The following is a 23,408-nucleotide window of genomic DNA, read 5'->3' as shown; positions in this document are numbered from 1 at the left end:
ACAATGCTACAAACTGAAAATATTTCAACGCTTGGCGCTGAGATTAAGAGCTTAATCAACAGCGACCGAACTAGCGCTTTAAAGCGGAAAATGAATGACGGAGTCAGATATTATGATTCGCAGCATGACATCTTGAAAACACGCTTATTCTACTTTGATAGCAACGGACAGCTGAGAGAGGAAGAATATCGAGCTAATACGAAAATTTCACACGGTTTCTTTACTGAACTTGTCGACCAAAAAGTCCAATACTTGCTATCTAATCCGGTCGAATTCGAAACGGAAAATTTAGAACTGCAAGATTATCTGGAACAATACATCGATGACGACTTTCAACTTATGCTGCAAGAGCTTGTCGAAGGTGCTAGTCAAAAGTCCTATGAGTATGCGTTCTGGAACGTTGATGAGAATGGCAAGGTCAAGTTTAGAACTGCTGACGCACTCAAAACCATTCCAATTTACGACGAGAATCTAGCAATTGACCAGATGATTTACTACTACGATGACCAAATCACAATCAAGAACGAGGTCAAGAACGTGGTTCGCGCTCAGTTCTGGACCAAAGAACAAGTGTTTTACTTTGTCTGCGTCGATGAAGGCAAAATGGAGCTAGATGAATCTATCAAGGTGAATCCGGCTTTCCATCAGCTCGCTAAAGACGAGAAAGGTGTCTACTACGGCAAAGGCTACGGCCAAGTGCCGTTTATCAAGCTAGCAAATAATAAGCGTGAAAAGACCGATTTAGAGCCAATTAAAGACTTAATTGACGACTATGATTTGATGGCTTGCTCATTGTCTAATAACTTGATTGACTTTGACCACCCGATTTACATCGTTCGAGGCTTTGAAGGTGATAATCTAGACTCGCTGGTTACCAATTTGAAGTCTAAGAAAACTGTTGGAGTCGGTGAAGGCGGCGGTATTGACGTTCAAACCGTTGACATTCCGGTCGAAGCTCGCAAGACTAAGTTGGCAATTGATAAAGAAGGTATTTACAAATTCGGTATGGGCTTTGATAGTTCTCAAACTGGCGACGGAAACATCACGAATATTGTAATTAAATCACGTTACAGTCTGCTTGACCTGAAATGTAATAAGACTGAGGTTCGATTGAGAGCGGTTATCAAGCAAATGCTTGACCTAATTATCCAAAATATCAATGAATTGAACGGAAAAGCGTTTGATTCGTCAGATATTGAAGTGATTATCACACGCTCAGTCATGGCTAACGAGACTGACAACGCTACTGTTGCTAAAACGGAAGCAGATACTAAGCAAGTATTGATTAACAACATCATGACAGCTGCTCCTCGTTTAGATGACCGCACGGTTTTGGAGCTACTCGCTGAAATTCTAGAGATTGACCCAGACGAAGTCGAGAAAGCTTTAGGCGAACAGGCTTACAAGTCTGATTTTAACCAAACAACAGAGGTAAATGATGACGGAACTGAATCAATTCCAACAGGAAATCGAGAATCTGCTGGCGAAGGCGGACAAGAAGACTGATAAACAGCTATATGGTTTGTACGTTGACACGATTAAGGACCTTAAACAGGCTTTGCTGGTCGATTATCAACGCTATGAACAGCTATCGTCCACAGAACAGCTAAAATTAAGCCGTATGACAAGCCTTTTAGAACAACTTGATAAATCAACCAAGGAACTAAAACAAGGACTTAAAACGGAAATTAACGGCCATTTAGAGGACACCGGGAAAATAGCTTATAACGAGCTCTTTTACGAATACGAGTCTAAAAACACAGCTATCAATTTCACAATGCTAAAAAGCGAAGAGCTGAAGACGATTATCGAGACGCCCGTAGCCAATTACAAGCTGTCTGAGCGTTTAAACGACGGTGTAGCTGAGAGACTGAAGTCAAATATCAAATCAGAGCTTACACGAGTGTTTTTGTTGGGCTATAGCTACAAGCAGACTGCTGCTAGATTGGCAGAACTTGGCTATAGTTCTTATCGTCGAGCCTTGAACATTACACGCACCGAGGCTGGTCGAGTTCAGGCAATCGCAAGACAGAAGTCGCAAATGGAAGCAATGAAACTGGGTATTGAGTTTGAAAAAGAATGGATTTCAACGCTTGATAATCGCACTCGTAGCGACCACGCTAAGCTTGACGGCCAACGTGTCAAACCTAACGAAGACTTTGAAGTCAGCGGGCTTAAAGCGAAACAGCCACACATGTTTGGTGTTGCTGCCGAAGATTGTAACTGCCGTTGCCGCACCGTTTCACGTTTGAAGAACGATAAATCAGCGCTTTTGAGACGTGACAACAAGACGGGAGAGGTTTCTAAATGGAGAAACTACAACGAATGGTTAGCAAATAAAAACGGTTTTAAATCTTTTGAACAAATTATGGCGGAAGGCTATGAATTAGGACGAAAAAATCGAATTGACAAGGCAAGAAAAGGAGCTGTTCAGGCAATTGAGAAAACGAATATGTCTACGGCTGTTGGTTTAGCAAATTACAATCAATTTCTTGATAAATTTGATACAATTAAAGATGAAAATATGCTAACCTTGTATTCAAAACTTGGTAGCAAACTTGAATACAAGAGTTTAGGCGGAAAAAGAGCCTTTGCAAGAGGGAGCAGCGTTCAATTAACGCAAGGTTCCTTTGATGGATTTAAAACGAAAGACGGTACAGCTTACATGAAAAATCCGCTTTCTACCGTTTTTCACGAAAACGGTCACGCCCTTGATTATTTAGGGTTTGACAAGCTAACTAAAGGCGAGCGAGTGGTTATTGGTCAACAAAAAACGCGTTTATCTGGAAAAACTTACACAATCGATATATACGGCACACACGCTTCTTCTTTACCGCAATATAACTTGAAAGAGACACTTCAAAATGATTTTTGGAGATATATTAACGGTGATTTACGAATTATCAAAAAAGGCGAGCGTGTTCCGGCAGCAGAAAGAGCCAAAATCAGAACCCAAAGCCAAGAAAATATAAAGAAATTCGTTAAAGAAGTAGGAGAGCTCGGAAAGAGAGTTCCTGATATAATTCCACCGCTGTCAGACATGTTTGAAGCTACAGGTTATCATTATGATTATCCTTTTGGTTGGGGACATGGCAAAAGATACTGGAAACGTCCGGGAACGGCAGAGACGGAGTTTTTTGCAGAAATTAGCGAGCTTTTAGCGACAAGCCCCGAAGCATACAACGAAATCAAACGAATGTTGCCGAACGCTGTAGAAGTTTATCATCGAATTGTAGAAGATATTTTGAAGGAGTTGTAATATGTTTTATTTTGAAGATGACAAATTAAAAACAAGAGTATTAGACGCCGAAGAGAAGTATTCTGAACATTTTCAAGAAGATTTTCCGATTTTTGAAGTGCTTTCAGAAATGCCAACGGCTGACGAAGTCGAAAAACTTGAGAAAAGCGTCGCTGATTGCATTAGCAACGATAAACCTTATCCAAAGCCAGATGATTATGATGACAGGCTTTATTAACTAGCGCTATCTTAACTGATGGTGCTTTTTTTATACCCAAAAAGTCGTAGAAATACGGCTTTTTTTGTTTTGCGCTCTTGGTCTAACGGAAAGACGTTGGTCTCCAAAACCAAAAATATGGGTTCGATTCCTATAGAGCGTGTTCGCCAAGACAAGGCGTTAAACTGTCAACATTATTCAAATTCTCGTGGTCGTCTCACGTTAAACAGACGTAGAAGGAGAACAAATGAAACGTGAATTCCTACAGTCTCTAGAACTGTCTGAAGAAGTTATCAACCAAATCATGGCGGAGCACGGCAAAACCGTTCAGGCTACGCAAGAGAAACTGTCCGCGGCAGAAGCACAGCTTAACGAAGCCAATGCAACGCTTGCCACTTTGAAGAAAAACAACAAGGACAACGAAGAGCTACAAAGCGAGTTGAAATCTTATAAAGAGCGAGTTGAAACGCTTGAACAGGAAGCAAAAGATAACGCTCGTAAACAGACAATCAAAGACGCTTTGACGGCCGCTAAAGGGACTGACGTTGATTATCTCATGTTTAAACTTGGTGACCTTGAAGTCGATGACGAAGGCAATGTGAAAGACCTTGAAAACAAAATCAAGGACCTAAAAGCAAGTCTTCCAACGTTCTTTGAGCAATCATCAGAACCGCCTAAAGAACCAGAAGGTTTCACTAAGCTTGGTGGCGCTGGTCTAGGTGGCGGAAAAACACCACAAGAAACAAGTCTTGAGTCAATTCTTGCAAATCCTGAAGCAAATCTGACTCAGTTCTTGCAGCAACAAAACAAATAAAAAGGAGAGTTTTAAATGCCAAACGAAATCACAAAAGTTCTGGATACAATCACACCAGAAATCTACAACACCTACATTCAGCAATATACTGCCAAAAAATCACTAATTGTTAACTCAGGAATCGCAATCGCTGACGACCGTGTCTCTAAAATGATTACAGCAGGGAACACACTCGTTAACATGCCATTCTGGAATGACCTTGACGGGGAAGACGAAGTTCTTGATGAAGATAAAGAACTTTCAACTGGCAAAATCACAGCAGGAAAAGACATTGCGGCGGTTATGTATCGTGGCCGTGGTTGGTCTGTAAACGAACTTGCTGCTATCATTTCCGGCGATGACCCAATGCGTGCCATTCTTGACCGTATCGGAGACTACTGGTTACGTCAAGAGCAAAAAGTTTTGCTTTCAGTGCTTAAAGGTTTGTTTGTCGAAGGTGGAGCGCTTGCTTCTAGTCACTTGCTAGATATTTCAACAAAACCAATTACAGCTAAAGAAGTACTTAACGCTAAACAGTTGCTTGGAGATTCAGCTAGCAAACTTAAAATCTTGGTTATGCACTCAGCTGTATACACTAAATTACAACAAGACAATTTAATTAATTACATTCAACCAACAGACGCAACAACAGAAATCCCTGTTTACCTTGGCTACCGCGTCGTAGTTGATGATAGTAATATGCCGGCTGACGATGTATATACTACTTACTTGTTAGCTGAAGGTGCTTTCGGTCGCAACAACGGAACGCCTGAAAAATTAACAACCTTTGAAACAAACCGTAAAGCGGCTGCTGGTGTTGATGAAGTTTACACACGTCGCGCTTTTGTTTTCCACCCTTATGGTATTAAATTCACTGATACTACAGTAGCTGGCGAAACACCGTCAAACGCAGAACTTGCCACAGCTAATAACTGGTCTAAAGTCTACGAAGACAAAAATATTGGTATCGTGGCAATTCGTCACAAATTGTCTACTGAAACTGTTTAAGGAAGGTGATTCGAATGAAAAAACTTTATCTTGTTGTTGATTCGTTCATCGATTCGCAAGACGAAGGTGTTTTCTACCCTATCGGGGCTATCTATCCCCGCGAAGGGTATGAACCAGACGAAAAACGTGTCAAATCTTTCTTGAAAGGCGAAAACGCCAAAGGCTCAGTGCTTATCAAGGAGCTCATTCAGCTTCCGGCTAAAGACGTGGTTGAAACACCGCAAGAAGTAGCTGAAGAGCCTGAAAAAGAGCTTAATCGTGATGAAATCAAGGCAAAACTTGATGAATTGGGCGTAGATTACAAGAAAAATGCACGTACTGAAGCGCTAGCTGACTTGCTAGCTGAACAAGAAGGGGAGTAGTCAGTTACTCTCTTTTAATTTTGGGGGTATGTATGATTATTTCACTTGAAGACGCTCTTAAAATCGATAAAAATGCCACACAAGAGTATTGTGATGGTCTTGAAACGATGGTTAGAGTGTCAACTAACAACAATTTCCAAAATATTCGCTTTAGGTGCTCTGGTTTGGTGCTTTCAGATAATGAAATCCGCGTCTCTAAAGGACGTCTGGACATTTTTAAAGCCGGTGACACCGTTGAAATAAACGACTCAAATTATAACGACGGCTTATATACCGTCTTAGAGGTCACTGACGACGTTTTAAAGATTAATGGACAATTTATCACGGAAGTGTCAACGCAGGCCATACTGACCAAAATAAGCTACCCAGCGGACGTCTTAGCTGGAGTTAAGAAATTAATTCAATACGATTCTAAAATGTCTGGTAAAATTGGGGTCAAATCGGAATCGATTAGTCGTCATTCGGTGACTTACTACGATGTGACCGCAGCAGAGAGTCAAGAAGGCTATCCGGCTACTTTGCTAGGTTTTTTGAAGAAATATAAGAAATTGAGGTGGTCTTGATGTCTACTTTTACGATTTTAAAATATGATAAGACGGGTAGAAGAAACAGTTTAGGCCAAATCATTCACGACTTTCAGGAATCTAGCGCTTTTGACGGCTGGATTGACTTTTTGGGTGGTGAAGAAAGCAACAGTCAGAACGCAATCACAGCAGATAGTACTCACATTATTATCACGTTCGAAACAAGCTTAGAAATCAGCATTTCGGACCGTATTCGCTTTAAAGATAGAGATTACGAAGTGACATACGTTGATAATCCGATGGAATTAGACGACCACTTGGAAATCTTTTTGAAGGCGGTGGGTTGATGTCTAGCGAATTTAAAGATAATTCAGCAGCAGTCAAGCATGAAATCGAGCTACAAGCTATTCGTGGCCTGATTCAAGCTTGTATGCTTGTTGAAGGTGTAGCTATTGGTTTGGCGCCGGTAGATACTGGAGCCTTGCGCGATAGTATTGACTACCGCGTTGACCGTGACGAGTTGGTCGGGTACGTCGGAACCAATTGCGAGTATGCGGTTTGGATTGAATTCGGTACTGGTGAATTTGCCGAGAAAGGCAACGGTCGAAAAGGTGGCTGGGTCTATACAGCTGCTGACGGCAAGACGTATTTTACTTACGGTCAAAGACCTGTTAAGTTCTTGCGTAATGCTTTCCGTCAAAACAAGTCACAGATTCAAGCGATTTTGGAAGATTGTCTTAGAAATTTAACTTAAAGAGGTCGAAATGAACGAAGTTATTGCCGCTGTATTGGCCCAATGTCAAAATGTCATCGCTGAAAGTTATTTCAGAAAGAACACAAGCCAACAAATCACTTATCCTTATCTAGTTTTTAGCTATGATAGCGATAATCGTGACAAGTACGCTGATGGTGCTTATCTGGACGTAACTATCTTTGATAATCAAGGCAGCAATGACGAACGAATTGAGACCAAAACAGCAGAATTGAAGCAAGCATTAAGAAATTACTCTGAAATGCTTGATAGTTGTTACATTAGAGCACGTTTTGAGGGCGGAAACATGACTGATACAGGTTCGGACATGCTACAACGTCGAGACGTGCGTTTTTATTTGGTTATAGATTGGAGAAATTAATGGCAAAACAAGCTGTACGTAAAACAGGTTATACCAAGAACACGCCTAAGTCATACGTAGTAGACGCCGGCGCTGTTTACAAGAACCTTGAATGGAATGCAGAAACTAAAAAATGGGAAGGCGAGCTTTTAGGTGCTACTTCCGACGGTAACAAGGTTACTATCGAGAAAAACTACCGTGAAGTCGAGGTTGACGGGGTTAAAACTAAAGCTGTTGGTTTGAAGATTCTTGAATCTCAAAACGCAACACTTGAAACTAACGTCAAAGAACTTACGGCCGAAAATATTGCTTTGGCCCTAGGTGCTGAAGTGACAAGCGGCGACGGTGTGTCAGCGCCAGAAAACTACAAGATTATCACAAGTAAAGGCACAGTCGAAACTAGTGACTATCTTAAAAATATCGCCCTTGTCGGTACAATTTCAGGGACTAAAGACCCGATTATTATCGTATTGGATAACGCACTATGCACGTCTGGTCTTGAAATGGAACTTAAAGATAACGATGAATCTGTAGTAGCGATGACGTTTGAAGCACACGCTGACGAAGACCAAGTAGAAGACTTGACGCTCCCGGCTCGTATTTACTACCCACAAGTTAGTCTTGAAGTTTAATACTATTTAGAGAGGATTTTGATTGATGACTGAAAACGTAACTGAACTACCACAAACACCAGCTCAAATGCGTGAGCTTAAAGGTGATGATATCTTTACCATGCTTGGAATCCTTGGCAAACTTGACTGTCAAGATGAAATCATGGCTTTGGTTGACGGTGCTTTTAACAATGCTGAAAAAGACCTTGAAAAACGAGGTACAAAAGTTGTTGCTGGCTTAGTCTTTGCTGTTATGAAAAATATCAATAAAGCAAAAGACGATATCAATGCTTTTCTTGCTGATTTGACTGGTAAAGAAGTTCGTGAAATCAATTCGCTTAGCATGATTGACTACACTAAATTATTAACCGCTTTCTTTAAGAAAGAGGAACTTAAAGATTTTTTCAAATCTATTGCGTCAGTGTTGAGCTAACAGAGTTTAGGTTAAAAGATTTACTTTTTAAACGATACGCTAATCCAATGCTTGTCCTAGGAACTATGACCTTAGGGCAGACGTTGGATTTTTTAGTGTATTTGGTCAATGAAACTCAAAAAGAAGAGTTGAGAGATATCTGGTTGGCCAAAGATACCGAATTGAGTTTAGGCGAGTTCATCAACAAGAATCTTCATTCTAAAGGGCGTACAGATAAGAAACAGTCTGTAGAGAAAGATAAGCAGGCCATCGCAATGGCTGAATTTATCTTAAATAACGACAAGAAAGGAGATGTAGATGGAACTATTTAGCTTATTCGGGAAAATTGGTATCAAAAACCAAGAAGCCAACAAGGCAATCGATGAAACGACCGGAAAAGCTGAAGGAGCTCATGGAAAACTAGGAAAAGTATTCGGCGGTATCGGAAAAGCTGCTGGTGTAGCTGGTAAAGCTATCGGCGTTGGCCTTGCTGCTGGTGTGGCAGCACTAGGGACTTTAAGTGTAGCGGCTACCAAAAATTACGCTGAATACGAACAATTAACCGGTGGTGTACAGACACTTTTCGGAACTGGTGGTAAAGATTTAGCTAAATATGCCGAAAGCGTCGGTAAAAGCGTAGATGACGCCAAAGAGCAATTTGACAAATTGAAAGCTGCTGAGCAAGCAGTTATGGACCATTCTAAAACTGCTTTTAGAGACACTGGCTTATCAGCTAACGCTTACATGGAAACTATCACAAGCTTTAGTGCGTCATTGGTTCAATCTTTAGGCGGGGACACCCAAAAAGCGGCCGAAGTTGGACATAGAGCAGTAGTCGACATGTCAGACAACGCCAACAAGATGGGTACTTCGATAGACCTTATCCAAAACGCTTACCAAGGTTTTGCAAAACAAAACTACACGATGTTGGATAACTTAAAACTCGGTTTTGGCGGTACTAAAGAAGAAATGCAGCGCTTGTTGACAGAAGCCGAAAAAATCAGCGGGATTCATTACAATATTGATTCGTTCGCTGATGTCGTTGAAGCAATTCACGTCATGCAAGAATCAATGGGAATAGCTGGAACTACGGCAAGGGAAGCAGCAACGACTATCGAAGGTTCAATCAGCATGCTGAAAGCGTCTTGGACGGACTTCTTGACAGGTATGTCAGATTCTGACCAAGATATCGGACAGTTGGTAAAAAACGTTGCCGACTCACTTAAAACTGTATTTGACAACGTTATTCCTCGTATTTTACAAGCGTTACCTCGTATTATTGAAGGATTGTCACAGCTCTTTCAATTGGTAGCTGGTTACTTACCAGAGATTTTACAAACACTGTTACCGCCTCTGATTTCAGGAGCTACAGAATTGCTAGGAGCATTATTCAATGCTTTACCGGCGATTTTTGACACGCTATTCAATACGGTTCTTCCGCAAGTATCAGACGCTTTTATCAAATTTCTAGACCAGGTCTTCTCGCAAGTTCCGCCTGAATTCTCAGGTCTTCAAACGGCTTACGAGAACATCAAGACGACTATTTCAGAAGTCGCTGGAATGATTGGAAACTTCTTCAGTGGTTTCTCTGGAGCTGATGATAGCAAGAACAAGGTTAACGGCTTGAAAGACGCCTTGAAAGGTGTTTCTGACTTCTTGGCAGACGCAACAGGCGGAGTCAAGGACTTCGTGACATGGTTTAAGCAGGGCGGTACGTCTGTAGACGTGTTTAAATCTGCGATTGTCGCTGTAACAGCTGCTTGGACGGGTTACAAGGTTGTTACCGGTGTTATCAAAGGTATCGAAACGGCTAGAAACGTTGTTTTAGGTGTTTCAAATGGTTTGATGATTGCTCGTGCTGTTCAGACTGGTGCATTGACGGCGGCAGAAGGAGCTCACGCAGCCGCTACCGTTGCAGGCACTGGAGCAATGGCCGCATTTAACGCAGTTATGGCTATTAATCCATTCACAATCCTGATTGTAGCGATTGGTGCAGTAGTAGCAGGTCTTGTTTGGTTCTTTAGTCAAACAGAGACAGGCAAGAAAATGTGGTCAGAGTTTACGAAATGGCTAGGTGAGACATGGCAGTCGCTTGTAGACAGTGCTGGTCAAATCTGGCAAGGATTAGTGGACTTCTTCAGCAATCTCTGGACGTCTATCAAAGACACTGTTTCAAGTGCGTGGGAAGGTGTTAAAGGAGCATTGTCTGACGCTTGGAATTCGATTGTAAGCGTGGCACAGGGAATTTGGAACGGTTTAGTTGCGTTCTTCAACGTTCTTTGGGGAAGTATTGCAATTATCTTCCAAGTCGCATGGTTGGCAATCTATACACCTTTGCGAATGGCTTGGGAAGTGTTCTGGGCGTTTACACAAGGCTTTTGGAAAGGGCTCGCTGATTTCTTTTCTAATCTTTGGGAAGGAATCAAGTCGGTAGCTACTACAGTCTGGAATGCTATCGTTTCAGGGATTACAGCTCTCTGGAACGGTATCGTTTCGGTTGCTAGCGCTGTATTTGGTCCTTTAGGTGCTTTCTTCAGCGCTCTCTGGAACGGAATTGTAACGGCTGCTCAAATTTACTGGAATATTCTTGTTACTTTCTATTCAACGCTATGGAATGGAATCGTAACGCTAGCGACTACGGTCTTTGGCGTTTTGAGTACATTCTTTAGTACAGTTTGGAATGGAATTGTTTCAGTTGCGACAACAGTCTGGACGGCGTTAAGTACTTTCTTTAGCAGTCTCTGGAGTAGTATCAGCTCAGTAGCTACAAGCGTTTGGAGTTCTATTTCTTCATTCTTATCTGGAGTTTGGAACGGGATTTCATCAACAGCTTCAGGCGTGTTCAATGGTATCAAGAACACAGTATCGAATGTGTTCAATAGTATTAAAGGCGTAGCTTCATCTGTTTGGAACGGTGTCAAGAGCACAATCTCAAACGCAATCAACGGAGCAAGAGACGCTGTCGCTAATGCTATCAATGCAATCAAAGGATTCTTTAACTTCAGTATTTCATGGCCACATATTCCAATGCCACACTTCAGCATAACACCAGCAGGGTGGAGCGTCGGAGACCTTTTGAAAGGTAAAATTCCACATTTAGGCGTTCAGTTTTACAAAAAAGGTGGGATTATGACTAGTCCTACACTTTTTGGAATGAATGGCAATAACGCCATGGTTGGCGGTGAGGCAGGAGACGAAGCCGTCCTTCCGCTTAATGATAAGACCTTGGCTGGAATTGGTAAAGGAATCGTTGACGCAACAGGCGGAGAATCTGAAAGCGTCGAAGTGCTTCATTTAATTCTTGGAGTGCTTGAAGAAATTCTTGATAAAGACCTAGACGTCTACATTGACAGTGACACGCTGGTTAGCAAGACTTATCGCAAATACCAAGCTAAAATCGCAGCGTCTGACGCTCGTAATCTAAGATTGAGAGGGGGATAATGCTTGGAGAAAATTTTAAAAACTATGTCCTATAACGGCGTAGACCTTGAGCCTTATCTCACGGTTTTAAAGGTCTATCGTCCGGGAACAGCTGACATTACTAACGAAACAAGGCAGGTCGCGACTCGTGGCCTGTCTTTTAAACGTCAGCGAAGAGGTGGAAAGACAATCAAAGTCGATATCTTTATCGCTGGAAACGTCTTGGAAACGATTGATATTTTGAACGATATCTTTGCTGATTATCCGGCTAAATTGGTCTTCAGTGACCAACCAGACCGCTATTACTTAGCGACACTTAGCAAGTTTCCTGAACCGTCAAGCTCGGTCAGAGAAGCGGAGTTAACACTGGAGTTTGAGTCATTCGATGGGGTGGCTCACAGTGTTGCTTATAAACGTTTTGATAATCCTAAAGTCGAGGGCGACAGGCTTGTTTTTGAGGTCGAAAACAAAGGGAATGAGACCGCACTACCGATAATTCGACTCAAATCCAATAGTGATAACGGCTATTACGGTCTTGTTAGCGATTCAGGCGTCATGGCCGTCGGAAACAAGGAAGAAATGGACGGGAAAACCGTTGAGAAGTCAGTGCTTGAATTTGATTATCGAGACGATAAGATTTTGACTGGTTTTGAAAAAGGCGCTAAGAATCAAGCTATGTCAAACGTAGCTGAGAACCTAACAGGGACGCTTGGCACGTTGCGTTTTAATGGGCGTAATTTCGTTTATTTGCAGAATTATTCGCAGCAAGGCGTCAATAGTTCAGGAAGCCTTACGTTTCCGATTACAAATAGCACAACTTACGACTACATTTGGTGGCGTCAGTTGTTTTGGAGTGGTCCTGACCAGCTAGATAATCAATACGGCTTTATCAAAATTATTGCTACCGACGAAGAAGGCACGTTTTTATACGGCGTTGAGACATTTAAGCGAGCTCGTGGCCTTGATTGCGAATATAACTTTCTTGGTGCTGACGGTCATGGTGGTTTCAAGACTCTGAAAAGCATTAAGTTTTGGGATACGCAGTATGACAAGGAAAATCCATTTAATGAGCCGCGAGGTTTCTCGGACATTTTGAGGAAAGATGACGTCGTTGACTTCTACTGGTGGGGTGGGCGTAATCCGTTCACGATACCAGCGATTAAAGGCAAGAAAACAGCGAACGTCCATATCATTATGGGTGGTTTCTCAGGAAGAACGCTGGTAACTCGTATGTACGTCAGCGACTTTCTTTTCCAAGCTAACAAAGTGCCGGCGTGGGAAGATATTCCGAATCGGTACATGATGGGAAGCACTGTCGAAATCAATAGCGAGAACCGAACGATTTTAGTGAACGGGATTCAGAACGCTAAAGAAATGATTGACGGCGGAGACTTCCTGAAAATACCGAGAGGACGCAGCAAAATTAGCATTTCAACGTCTAGTTGGTGCGAGCTGAATCCAACAGCAACAATCGAATTTGAGGAGAGGTGGAGCTAATGCTATTAAGCATTTTAGACCATAACCTTGAGCGTGTCGGATTTTTAGATAATGAAGATAACGCTAAAGGTCTTGTTTTTTATAACGATATGTGGTCGCGCTACCTTGAAACAGGTTCCGCGACTTTTGATTTTACGGTTGACAAAAAGAATCTTGATTTAGACACACACAACAGACGTGTCTATCAAACGCTTAACGAGCGTTCTTTTGTTTCGTTTCACCACAATGGCCGTGCTTACCTGTTTAACATCATGAAAACAGTTGAAGACGAAGACGCAATCACTTGCTATTGTGAGAATCTGAATCTTGAACTATTAAACGAGTATGCTAACCCGTTCAAAGCTGACCAAGCTTATACTTTTGAAGATTATTGTAAGAAGCTTGATTTGCTTGATTTTGCCGCTTTGAAGCTCGGAATCAATGAAGTCTCTGACCAAAAGAGAACCATCGAATGGACTGGCCAAGATACTAAATTAAAACGTTTGATTTCGTTAGCAAACAACTTTGACGCTGAAATTGCATTTGAAACTTACTTGAACGACGATAGCTCTCTGAAAGTGTTTCGTCTGAATGTCTTTAAAGAGCATGATGACACCCACCAAGGTGTAGGTGTTAGACGTGATGACATCATTTTAAATTACGACCAAAACATCGAGAAAATTACTCGTACGGTCGATAAAACACCAATCTTTAACATGATTCACCCGACCGGAAGTGACAAGACTATCACACGTCAAGTCACTAAAACTAGGACGGTTTACAAGACTGTTACGGTTTCTGGTGGTGGCGCAGGGAATACAGAGAACGCTCTACGAAACATCGAAAGCCGTAAAGGTCAACGAGTCGGAACTGGCCAATGCTATTCGCTATCCGCTTTGTATTCCGCTTTGCTAGGTGGTCCGGGTTTGGGTGGTGGCGTAACTGGTATTAGTGGGCGAATCGGTGCAGGTATCGCCGCTTCGAATATTGGTACGGATTATCGTTGGGGCGCCTTTGGTTGGGCCGTTGTCGGAAACGAGGTTTCTAACGCAAAAGCCGGCGCTATCGTCAATATTAGAGCTAACTATGGTTCACCATTTTGGACAGGACCATACGGCCATACAGCGATTATTAAATCGGTCAGCGGCTCTACTATCACCGTTTTGGAGCAAAACTACGCCGGCCGCATGTATATCGTCGAGAACAGTTACAATTTAGGCGCTTATATGGCTGGTGTTCAGACAGTTTGTTTTCCGCCTGAAATCGCAGCAGGTAAGACGGTAGGCGGTCAAGCAGTGACTAAGCAAGTGCCTGTACAGGAAACGTACACAGAGAACGTCAAAGAGACAGTTAAGACGGTTATTCCATCTAACAAATACAAGGAATACAAGAATGACGCTGGAGAAGTCGAGTTTTATGTAAAGAACGGTAATATTTACGCGCCTATTTCAGCGAAGCTTTATCCGTCAGTCTTGTCTGGTAAAGAAATCGGCGATAACTGGATTAGAAAAGACGCGTCAATTGAAACGACTGACGAGAACGTCTTAGAAGCTAATGCTTTGAAAATGCTACGCGCTGGGTGCTATCCAATGATTACATATGACGTCAAAGGAGACGCCGATTTAGAGCCGGGAGATACGGTCAAAGTACATGATGACAAATTTTACCCGGTTCTTTTATTGGAAATGAGGGCTTCAGAGGTTCACCGAAGCTTTTCAGACCCAGACCAAGGCCATTCGGTCTTCACTAACTTTAAAGTCCTTGAAAATCAGCTTCCTAGCGACTTGCTATCTCGTATGGAAGAAATGGCTGACGCTAAAGCGCCTTATACGATTCGCTTGTCTAGCGACAATGGCACTAGTTTTAAAAATAACGAGGGCGAAACGTTATTTAAAGCCGATTTGTACAAGGGCGAGAAGTTGTTAGCTACTGACGTTTCTTGGCGTTGGGCGCTTGACGGCGTGGTAACAGTCGGAATGCAGTACTTAGTTAAAGCTAAAGACATTGAAAACACAGCGGTGCTAACTGTATCAGGATATGTCGGGGATAAAGAAGTTGCAACGACTGAAATCACGCTGGCAAACCTCGTTGAGCAAATCGAACTCAAAGTCATGACGTCAAACGGTAATACGTTTAAGAATGGCGTCATAGCAAGCACGCTGACAGCTACGCTTTGGCGTGGAAATAAGGAAATTGATAAAGATGGAACGGAGTTTAGTTATATCTGGACCAAGACGAATGATGATGAAACACCAGACGAGAACTGGAATAGAGACCATTCGTATTCACAAAAATCGATAAGAATAACACAAGCCGACCTATTTAGACGAGCCACGTTTTCGTGCGAAATCGAATACGTCGGCAAACAAGCTTAAGAGAAGGAAAAAAGAAAAAAGGAGAATTTAACCATGGGAATTATTGCAGCAGGTCAAATTACAATGGTTGACCTTTCAGACGCACCTGTGCTAAGTGCATTTATCACAGCTAGCAAACCAACAACACAAGTCTACGACCAAACCGCAGCGTCTTATAATCCGTCGTATGCTTCTAGCGCTCAAACATTGACACTCAATCTAACTAAAGCAGGGTCAACAGCAAGCATTCTTGGCGGTATTGGTAAAGTCCGCTGGTTTGTTGTTGATGGTGCGACTAAAACAGAAATCACATCAACTACCAACACAGATAATCAATATTTGTCAGGCTCTCACAACGAGAATTTGACAACAAAAGTCAATATCGACCCGTCAAAAGGTTCAAAACGCTTTGAAGCAAGCGGAACTTGGAAAGACAGCGCAACAGATTTGAACGTTGATTTTCACGCAACAATTGACTTGTTCGTTAACCAAGTCGGCAAACAAGCGTTAGTGCTTAACGTATACGCAGGAAACGGAAATACTTTTCGCAACAACTTGCCAGCGAGCCTTACGGTCAATGCAGATTTGTATAAAGGCAACGTACTTTCAAATGGTAACAAACAATTTAAGTTCTTTTATCAAGATACAACAGTTACAGCTACTACATCAGCTGGTTATGACGCTGACGGTGGTCTTGGCTGGCACTTGTGCTCATCAACTACGACAGGTCAAACACCAAACGTTGCACCAGGAACTAATACAACTAATCAAGGTGTACTCACAATCACACCAGCAGTAGTTACTAATGCACAGACATTTAAAGCTGTATGTATTGATAAGGCTGGCGGAACGAATGGTCAGAAAGTACAAGGTATTTGCACAATCGTAGACATGTCAGACCCTATCAGTATTACAGCTGAGTCAAGCGCTGGAAATATTTTCAAGAACGGTCAAGGCTCTACAGTTGTTAAAATACGTCTGTTCCGCAACGGCGAAGAATTAGACGCTGACGGTACAGACAAGAGCTACACATACAAATGGGCGAAATACAACAAAAACGGTGTTATGGACGCTAACTTTGGCGGTACTGGCAATGCGTACAAGACAGGTAAAACACTTTCTATCAACGCAAGTGAAATCAGTGCTAAGGCTGATTTTAAATACGAAGTTTGGCAGTAAGAAAGGAGAACAACATGATTAAAGCAGACGTAACAATTGCAGAGCAACGTCAAAATATTGACGTGCCTGTTATGGCTAAATCAGACGCCATTCGTGTACTTTGGAACACGTACGGAATCGCTATTGAAATCCATAGCTTGACCGAAGTTAAAACAGAGGAAGAGGTAGAAGATGAAACTATTAGCGACGGGGCAGATAACTCTGGTGAACTTGACGGAGAGGGCGGAGACTCGCAGGGAGACATTCTACAAGCTGACGAATAGCGCAGACGTGCCAGACGTGCCGAGCGGGGGTGGACGTAATTTATTGGTCGGAACCAACCAAGGGAAAGCGAACTGGTTTTGGGCGATGGCTAACGGCGACCACGATGCCGAAGAAGTCGAGGTTGATGGTGTTAAAGCAGTTAAACTTATCAAAGGCACAACGACAGCGAGCACGAGCTGGAGTTACATCTCGTACTCAAATGTATTGAGAGACCTGATTGAAGCAAGCACTAAATACACCCTATCATTTGACGTCAACCCAAGTCGAGACGTGAGACTCGTACCGTGTGTTATGCGGGGCGACGCGCAAAAGCCGATGACTGACTATCCAAACATGCCAGACGCACAAGCTAACCAGTGGCAAAATATCAGTGTTGTTTTAACATCACGCAATCCTCTGCCAGAGCCATCTGGACAGGTCTTATATTTTAGGGGTATGCCAGCCGCAAACGGCAATACCATCATGTTTAAAAATGTCAAACTCGAAAAAGGTGAAACAGCCACACCTTACTCTCAAGCGCCAGAAGACCTTGGCTGGTCAATGGATACACTAGTCCCAACGCAACAACAGCGCTATTTGTGGAAATTCGAGTATATATACTACTCAGACGGTTCGGTTGAAGTGACAAGCCCTATAAATATTAGCATTGCTGGTGCTGACGGCACGAACGGTCAAAACTCGCACGTACACTTTGCATTTGCTGATAATGCGACTGGTGGCGGATTTAGCTTGACCACGCCAAAAGCTTACATGGGCTGGTACGCTGATTTTAACGAGACAGCAAGCAATGACCCGACAAAATATAAGTGGGGCAAGTGGAAGGGCGACCAAGGTGTTCGGGGTGACAAAGGAGACGACGGTAAAACGTCTTATCTCCACCTTGCTTTTGCAAGCAGTGCCGACGGTAAAACTGGTTTTAGTTTCACGGAATCTGGTCAGCAATATCAAGGCTATTACACCGATTTCACACAATCTAGCAGTACAGACCCGACTAAGTATACTTGGATGGATAGACGGGCTGGCGTTGAGGTTGGCACTCGTAATCTCTGGATACAATCAAAAGCTACTGGTGGTTTCGTAGAAGAAGAGCTGACAGATAATCACATCACAGGACAGAAGAAATGTTATCGCATAAACAGCGGCAAAGAAATGCGTTTTATTATCGAGCCAAATTTTAGTTCTCGGTTATATCAAAAAGTAACGTTTAGTGCTTGGATTAAATATGATGATGTCGTTCAAGGTACGAACGCTTGGAATAAATTTAATGTATTTAAGCACAATTTCACTTATCGAAACAGTGAGACGGAGGCAAGCAGTGGCGTAGATTATTTAACTCTTGCAAGCTACACTGGCACGTCTGATTGGCAATATGTACATTTTACTCACGATTACACTAACAGTAATTATGACCAGCTAAAAGGCTCGTTAATTTTTAACCTAGAGGGCACGAAGAGTGGGACTGCTTGGGTAACTGGTGTCATGGTGCAGTTTGGAAATGTTGCTACCGGTCATGTGTGGGCACCCGAAGACGTCCAAGCGGACATTGACAGTAAAGCAGACCAAGCGTTGACACAGCAACAGCTGAATGCGTTGGCAGAACAGAACAGCATTGTTAAAGCTGAAATGGAAGCTAAAGCAAGCATTGACACAGTCAATCAGTGGATTACAGCTTATCAAAACTACGTTAACGCTAACGACGAGGCTAAAGCGGAATCTGAGCGCAATTTGCAAGAGGCGTCAGCTCGTATTTTGCAATTGAAAACAGACGTTGGAACTTTGCGTCAACAATGGGATTTCATCGATACATATATGACGGTCCAAAATGAGGGCTTGATAATCGGTAAGTCTGACGGTTCGGCTTATGCCAAGTTTGCTAATGACCGAATCAGCTTATTCTCAGGTAGTAGCGAAGTCATGTATATTTCGCAAGGTGTCTTGCGAATTGAAAACGGTATTTTCACCAAAACAATCCAAATCGGTCGTTTCCGTTTTGAAACACACCCAGCAGACGCTGACATGCTGGTATTAAGGTATTTAGGAGGTTGATAAGTAAATGGCAACAGCTACATTTAGCGGTCAATACGGACATAATATGACGCTGGAAGTGTGGTCTGGTTGGAATAGGCAAGACGTAGCTAATAATAGGTCAACAGTTAACGTACAAGCACGTCTTATCACGAATGGATATGCAAGTATGTGGGGTGTAACAGCCGATTTGACCATTACTATCAATGGTGGTTCGGCTATCGAACATCCAGGAATTAATATTGGTACTGGTTCAAGTCAGTTGATTTTCGCTCATGATTATGTTGTTGGTCACAATAATGACGGTTCTAAAACTGTTGGTATTAAGATTTCAGTCAATCTTAATACCGGTGGATATGGCAGTTCAATGGTTGCATTTGACCTTAAATTACCAAACATTCCACGAGCAAGTTCAGGAAGTGTGACGTCTGGCGACTTAGGGACACCTGTTAAGATTTCAATTGACCGCAAAGTTAGCTCATTTAAGCATACGCTTAGATACGACTGGAACGGTGCTACAGGAACAATTGCAAGCAATGTTGATACATCTTATTCTTGGACGCTACCAATGAGTTTTGCGGATAAAATTCCAAACGCAACATCTTCTTGGGGACGTGTTTTTATTGACACTTATAACGGTTCCACAAAAATCGGTACAAAGGAAGCTACATTTACAGGTAACGTCCCAGCAAGCGTTAAACCAAGTTTAGGCGGTATTAGCTTATCTGACAGCAATACGACTGTATCCAATCTGATAAACACGTCAAATACATTCGTGCAGGTCCTGTCTAATATTAAGGTCGCCTTTAACAACGCTAGCGGTGCTTACAGCTCTACCATTTCCAACTATCACGCTGAAATCGTTGATAGAAACATGACCACGACGTCAAATAATGGTGCTTTGGGAATTATGAGTTTTAGTGGGTCAGCGACAATCAGGGCGACGGTGACAGACAGCCGAGGACGCACGTCCGAACCTGTAGAAGTAGAAGTCAACGTATTGCCGTATTTTACGCCACAGCTAAGCTTTACAGCACAGCGCAGCGGTTCGGCAGGCACGACTATCACCGTTACCAGAAACGCCAAAATTGCGCCTCTAACGGTTGGTGATAAGCAAAAAAACACAATGAAGCTCACGTTTAAGTATAAGAAACATTCTAGCGCTGATTACACAGCCGACACTGGTAGCGCTGGCGGAACATGGACGACAATCAACGAATTGGTTAACTCACAAGCGAATCTGGACGCAGTGTTTAACGCTTTAACGTCCTATGACATTGTCGGCAAAATCGAAGATAGCTTTACCAGCTATGAGTTTAGTGCCACAGTCGGAACCGAAAAGTTTCCACTAGCCGTCCGACCAGACGGAATTGGGCTTGGTAAGGTTCCTGAAACGGCTAACGCAGTAGATAGCGATTGGCAATACTACTTTAATAACAAGCCTATCCAACACCATCAGCTAACTAATAATGACGGTACAGCCATTTTGTTAACACAAGGCACGGACTTTAACAGTGTCACAACTCCTGGCTTTTATCGCTGTTACAACCCGCTTCATGCTCCTACAGTCGGTTCTTTAAGTGGTTGGAAGTATCTAAGAGTAACAAAACACGACGACCAATTTTTATTACAAGAGGTTTTTGATTTCAGAGGCGGAACACCAGCTTTTCGAATAAAAGATGATAACGGTGATAAGGATTGGAAACCTTGGCGCTATTACGCAATGCAGGACGAGCTTAAAAACCAAACTAATACAGGTTGGCAGTCAGCAGGTTATGCAGGTTCATACTACAAGCGCAGTGGTGACATGTTAGCTATTCGCTTTGATTTTAGAGGGAACGGCAATACGTTTGTATTCGCAGAAGTGCCGTCAAGCGTATTTAGCGCACCACAATCTTACATGATTGAGATTGCAGAGTGGTCAATCAGTGGTGCTGACACTGGGCACGTACAGGTTAATGCTGGTACTGGTCAGTTTAATATTTTAGCTTCCAAGAACAATCAACAATATAGGGGGCAAATACTGCTCATGGTCTAGAAAGGAGAATACATGAAACTATCTTTTAATTCAAAATCGCAAGAAATCGGACTAGATGGCTCAGTTACTGGTACACGAGTCGTTTTGTCCAACAACGACGGTGGTTTTCTTCCCGTCATGCTCCCAGCCGATAAAATCAGCTTATCAAATGTAGAGCTGGAAGAACTAGCGCTGGAAGTCGTGTATCAAGAGAATTTCCCACGACGTGCTGAAAACGAAAAATTCAACGAAATCGGTGAGAAAATCGCAAAATATGATGAAATGATTGAAAAAATGCAAAAAGCCATTGATGACTCGGAAAAGATGACAAAGCTGGCAACAGCTACTTTGAATGGCTTAATCAATCAAATGTATGCTGATGAGGAAGCAGCAGATGAAACTAACACACAAAATTAAAAACACAATTTTAGGAGGAAGAACAATGATGATTAATTATTTCGCAATGCAAATTGAATTAGGCTGGATTACTATCGAGACCGTGCCGAAACGTTTCCGCAAACAAGTACAAGAGCTTGTAGACCTATCTCACGCAGGTTTGCAAGAAGAAGACAGCGCCGAATAAGGCTTAGATAGCGTGGGTCTATGGTGGGTCAAGATGTAATACACGAAGCAATGCAAGCGACTTGGACTATTGATAAAGTTGGCGGAATCCTAGCAACGGCTATTATTGTCGTCATTTTGATTTTAATCAGTGGTATGCTTTGGGTCACAAAAAAACTAGTCAATGGTTTCCAAGAAACGAATAAGGAACTGTTAGCGTCTAACAATCGAATAGCGACCGAGAACCAGCAGCAAATGGCTAGACTAACAGAGGCAGTCAATAGCTTGTCGCTGGAGACACGAAAAGACATATCAGTCTTGCAAGACAAGGTGGACGGTCTGGAAGATGTCGTTAGGAAGACGCAGATGTTTTAAACTATGCGCAGTTATGCGCAGTAAAACGCAGAAGAGGAGAAGAACATGAATGATGTGATTGTACAAGCAGCTATGCTTATTTTGACAGGTTTAGCTGGATTTATCGTTAAAACCGTAAAAGATTATCTTTACAAAGAGGGCGGAGAGAAAGCACTCAAAATCGTTGAAATTATCGCAAGAAACGCAGTCAATGCCGTTGAGCAAATCGCTGAGGAAGACACTAAAGGTTATCAAAAGCTTAGCGAAGCTAAAGCCAAGGCTAAAAAGAGCCTAGAGGCTCACAACATTTATTTAACAGATAGTCAACTGGAAATGTTTATCGAGTCAGCGGTGAAAGAGATGAATGACGCTTGGAAAGGAGAAAAATAATGAATACAGATGTTTTAATCAACTGGTTTGAAAGTCGTCGAGGCAAACTTACTTATAGCATGTACGGCTCACGTAACGGCTCAGACGGCACAGCAGACTGTTCAGGGTCAATCTCACAAGCTTTGAAAGAAGCGGGAGTAAATATCATCGGGCTACCGTCAACGGTGACATTAGGCTCACAATTAGCTAAGAATGGCTTTTATCGAGTGTCTAAAAACGAAGATTGGAACGGACAACGAGGTGACATTATTTTGATGTCATGGGGTGCTGACATGTCGCAATCTGGTGGCGCTGGTGGTCATGTAGGAGTACTAGAGGACGCTAACACATTTATTTCCGTTGATTTCTGGACTGGCGGACAAGCAGGAACAGCGGTATCAAGTCATAATTGGGACCAATATTATGCAATCGAGAAACCAGCTTATATTGAGGCTTGGCGTTTTAGTGGGTCAACAGCTACACAGCCTAACACGGTTGTTTCTGGCGGTCGTAAACCAGACAGTAAAGCCTACTACCTAGCCAATCAGGTAGCTTTCGTTAACGGTATCTACCAAATCAAATGTGACTACCTAGCACCTGTTGGCTTTGATTGGACTGACAACGGAATCCCCGTCGGCTTGGTCAATTGGGTTGATGAAAACGGAAACAACTTGCCTGACGGTCAAGACAAGGATTTCAAAGCTGGAATGTACTTCTCGTTCGAACTAGACGAGGCGCATATCACGGACACTGGCGAAGGTGGCTACTACGGCGGCTACTACTGGCGTAAGTTCGAATTTGGTCAGTTTGGCACTGTATGGCTTTCTTGCCGTGATAAGGACGATTTAGTCAACTATTACAAGTAAATTTGATATAATTAAATAAGCGAATACTTTAACACCCCTAGCTAAAAAGCTAGGGGCTTTTTTTATTTTCCAAATCACCCCCAGCAGCACCCAGAAAGTCTATAACAGCAACGTTTGTTTTATTTTCCGTTATAACCACAAAAATAAAAAAAGTCCGTTAAAACGGACTAAAAAATTTAAAAAATATCAAAAAAGTTTATAAAAAGGGTTGACTACTACTATAAATAGTAGTATAATATATATGTA

General features: G+C 42.5%; 25 protein-coding genes and 1 tRNA gene. All 26 read left to right on the top strand.

Features of this window, described 5'->3' with window-relative positions:
* Positions 1-3: 3 nt before the first annotated feature.
* The 26 genes from ACNTMY_RS06670 to ACNTMY_RS06545 all read left to right on the top strand — a co-directional run bounded on the left by ACNTMY_RS06670 (position 4) and on the right by ACNTMY_RS06545 (position 23,162).
* Positions 4-1,506 (top strand): phage portal protein, encoded by a 1,503-nt coding sequence (locus ACNTMY_RS06670; RefSeq protein WP_423216873.1) that lies wholly within the window; start codon positions 4-6, stop codon positions 1,504-1,506.
* The gene (locus tag ACNTMY_RS06665) at positions 1,436-3,259 is read left to right on the top strand and encodes a phage minor head protein (protein ID WP_423215860.1); all 1,824 of its coding nucleotides are present in this window, start codon (positions 1,436-1,438) and stop codon (positions 3,257-3,259) included. Before ACNTMY_RS06670 ends, ACNTMY_RS06665 begins: the two co-directional genes overlap by 71 nt.
* Before the next feature lies 1 nt (position 3,260).
* Complete coding sequence (locus ACNTMY_RS06660; protein ID WP_316597350.1) at positions 3,261-3,476, top strand: hypothetical protein; 216 nt, start codon at positions 3,261-3,263, stop codon at positions 3,474-3,476.
* A gap of 71 nt (positions 3,477-3,547) precedes the next feature.
* Positions 3,548-3,618 (top strand) — tRNA-Trp (locus ACNTMY_RS06655).
* Positions 3,619-3,702: 84 nt separating this feature from the next.
* The gene (locus ACNTMY_RS06650; protein WP_423215859.1) at positions 3,703-4,269 is read left to right on the top strand and encodes a phage scaffolding protein; all 567 of its coding nucleotides are present in this window, start codon (positions 3,703-3,705) and stop codon (positions 4,267-4,269) included.
* A 15-nt stretch (positions 4,270-4,284) separates the two neighbouring features.
* Positions 4,285-5,256: a major capsid protein gene (locus tag ACNTMY_RS06645; RefSeq protein ID WP_423215858.1), complete on the top strand. Its 972-nt coding sequence runs from the start codon at positions 4,285-4,287 to the stop codon at positions 5,254-5,256.
* A 14-nt stretch (positions 5,257-5,270) separates the two neighbouring features.
* On the top strand, positions 5,271-5,618 hold the full coding sequence (locus ACNTMY_RS06640) for a hypothetical protein (protein ID WP_423215857.1): 348 nt from the start codon (positions 5,271-5,273) through the stop codon (positions 5,616-5,618).
* Positions 5,619-5,650: 32 nt separating this feature from the next.
* Positions 5,651-6,181, top strand: a complete 531-nt coding sequence (locus ACNTMY_RS06635; protein WP_423215856.1) for a hypothetical protein — start codon at positions 5,651-5,653, stop codon at positions 6,179-6,181.
* Positions 6,181-6,489 (top strand): phage head closure protein, encoded by a 309-nt coding sequence (locus ACNTMY_RS06630; protein WP_423215855.1) that lies wholly within the window; start codon positions 6,181-6,183, stop codon positions 6,487-6,489. The genes ACNTMY_RS06635 and ACNTMY_RS06630 overlap by 1 nt, the downstream gene beginning before the upstream one ends.
* Positions 6,489-6,896 carry an HK97-gp10 family putative phage morphogenesis protein gene (locus ACNTMY_RS06625; protein ID WP_423215854.1) on the top strand — a complete coding sequence of 136 codons (408 nt, stop codon included), beginning with the start codon at positions 6,489-6,491 and terminating at the stop codon, positions 6,894-6,896. Before ACNTMY_RS06630 ends, ACNTMY_RS06625 begins: the two co-directional genes overlap by 1 nt.
* A 10-nt stretch (positions 6,897-6,906) precedes the next feature.
* Entirely contained in the window at positions 6,907-7,275 is a 369-nt protein-coding gene (locus ACNTMY_RS06620) for a hypothetical protein (protein ID WP_074484082.1), read from the top strand.
* A complete protein-coding gene (locus ACNTMY_RS06615; RefSeq protein ID WP_423215853.1) occupies positions 7,275-7,886 on the top strand; it encodes a hypothetical protein in 612 nt (203 codons plus the stop codon). The genes ACNTMY_RS06620 and ACNTMY_RS06615 overlap by 1 nt, the downstream gene beginning before the upstream one ends.
* Before the next feature lie 25 nt (positions 7,887-7,911).
* On the top strand, positions 7,912-8,298 hold the full coding sequence (locus ACNTMY_RS06610; RefSeq protein ID WP_423215852.1) for a hypothetical protein: 387 nt from the start codon (positions 7,912-7,914) through the stop codon (positions 8,296-8,298).
* 65 nt (positions 8,299-8,363) lie between these two features.
* Positions 8,364-8,609: a hypothetical protein gene (locus tag ACNTMY_RS06605; RefSeq protein ID WP_231872471.1), complete on the top strand. Its 246-nt coding sequence runs from the start codon at positions 8,364-8,366 to the stop codon at positions 8,607-8,609.
* Positions 8,596-11,718 carry a hypothetical protein gene (locus tag ACNTMY_RS06600; protein ID WP_423215851.1) on the top strand — a complete coding sequence of 1,041 codons (3,123 nt, stop codon included), beginning with the start codon at positions 8,596-8,598 and terminating at the stop codon, positions 11,716-11,718. The genes ACNTMY_RS06605 and ACNTMY_RS06600 overlap by 14 nt, the downstream gene beginning before the upstream one ends.
* A 3-nt stretch (positions 11,719-11,721) precedes the next feature.
* Positions 11,722-13,194 carry a distal tail protein Dit gene (locus tag ACNTMY_RS06595; protein ID WP_423215850.1) on the top strand — a complete coding sequence of 491 codons (1,473 nt, stop codon included), beginning with the start codon at positions 11,722-11,724 and terminating at the stop codon, positions 13,192-13,194.
* Positions 13,194-15,548, top strand: coding sequence for a CHAP domain-containing protein (locus ACNTMY_RS06590; protein ID WP_423215849.1), 2,355 nt, complete (start codon positions 13,194-13,196; stop codon positions 15,546-15,548). The genes ACNTMY_RS06595 and ACNTMY_RS06590 overlap by 1 nt, the downstream gene beginning before the upstream one ends.
* A gap of 33 nt (positions 15,549-15,581) precedes the next feature.
* Positions 15,582-16,706, top strand: coding sequence for a hypothetical protein (locus tag ACNTMY_RS06585; RefSeq protein ID WP_423215848.1), 1,125 nt, complete (start codon positions 15,582-15,584; stop codon positions 16,704-16,706).
* Positions 16,707-16,720: 14 nt separating this feature from the next.
* Positions 16,721-16,969, top strand: coding sequence for a hypothetical protein (locus ACNTMY_RS06580; RefSeq protein WP_423215847.1), 249 nt, complete (start codon positions 16,721-16,723; stop codon positions 16,967-16,969).
* 7 nt (positions 16,970-16,976) lie between these two features.
* Positions 16,977-19,016, top strand: a complete 2,040-nt coding sequence (locus tag ACNTMY_RS06575) for a hypothetical protein (protein WP_423215846.1) — start codon at positions 16,977-16,979, stop codon at positions 19,014-19,016.
* A gap of 7 nt (positions 19,017-19,023) precedes the next feature.
* Complete coding sequence (locus ACNTMY_RS06570; RefSeq protein ID WP_423215845.1) at positions 19,024-21,033, top strand: DUF859 family phage minor structural protein; 2,010 nt, start codon at positions 19,024-19,026, stop codon at positions 21,031-21,033.
* A 12-nt stretch (positions 21,034-21,045) separates the two neighbouring features.
* Positions 21,046-21,429: a DUF1366 domain-containing protein gene (locus ACNTMY_RS06565; RefSeq protein WP_423215844.1), complete on the top strand. Its 384-nt coding sequence runs from the start codon at positions 21,046-21,048 to the stop codon at positions 21,427-21,429.
* On the top strand, positions 21,407-21,595 hold the full coding sequence (locus ACNTMY_RS06560) for a hypothetical protein (protein ID WP_423216885.1): 189 nt from the start codon (positions 21,407-21,409) through the stop codon (positions 21,593-21,595). Before ACNTMY_RS06565 ends, ACNTMY_RS06560 begins: the two co-directional genes overlap by 23 nt.
* A 20-nt stretch (positions 21,596-21,615) precedes the next feature.
* Positions 21,616-21,948, top strand: coding sequence for a hypothetical protein (locus ACNTMY_RS06555; protein ID WP_166043017.1), 333 nt, complete (start codon positions 21,616-21,618; stop codon positions 21,946-21,948).
* Positions 21,949-21,993: 45 nt separating this feature from the next.
* A complete protein-coding gene (locus tag ACNTMY_RS06550; protein ID WP_423215843.1) occupies positions 21,994-22,317 on the top strand; it encodes a phage holin in 324 nt (107 codons plus the stop codon).
* Positions 22,317-23,162 carry a lytic exoenzyme target recognition domain-containing protein gene (locus tag ACNTMY_RS06545; protein WP_423215842.1) on the top strand — a complete coding sequence of 282 codons (846 nt, stop codon included), beginning with the start codon at positions 22,317-22,319 and terminating at the stop codon, positions 23,160-23,162. The genes ACNTMY_RS06550 and ACNTMY_RS06545 overlap by 1 nt, the downstream gene beginning before the upstream one ends.
* The last annotated feature ends 246 nt before the right edge of the window (positions 23,163-23,408 follow it).

It is taken from the genome of Streptococcus equinus (assembly GCF_049393735.1).
Taxonomy (GTDB): domain Bacteria; phylum Bacillota; class Bacilli; order Lactobacillales; family Streptococcaceae; genus Streptococcus; species Streptococcus equinus_G.
This window is presented reverse-complemented; position numbering and strand designations above follow the sequence as displayed.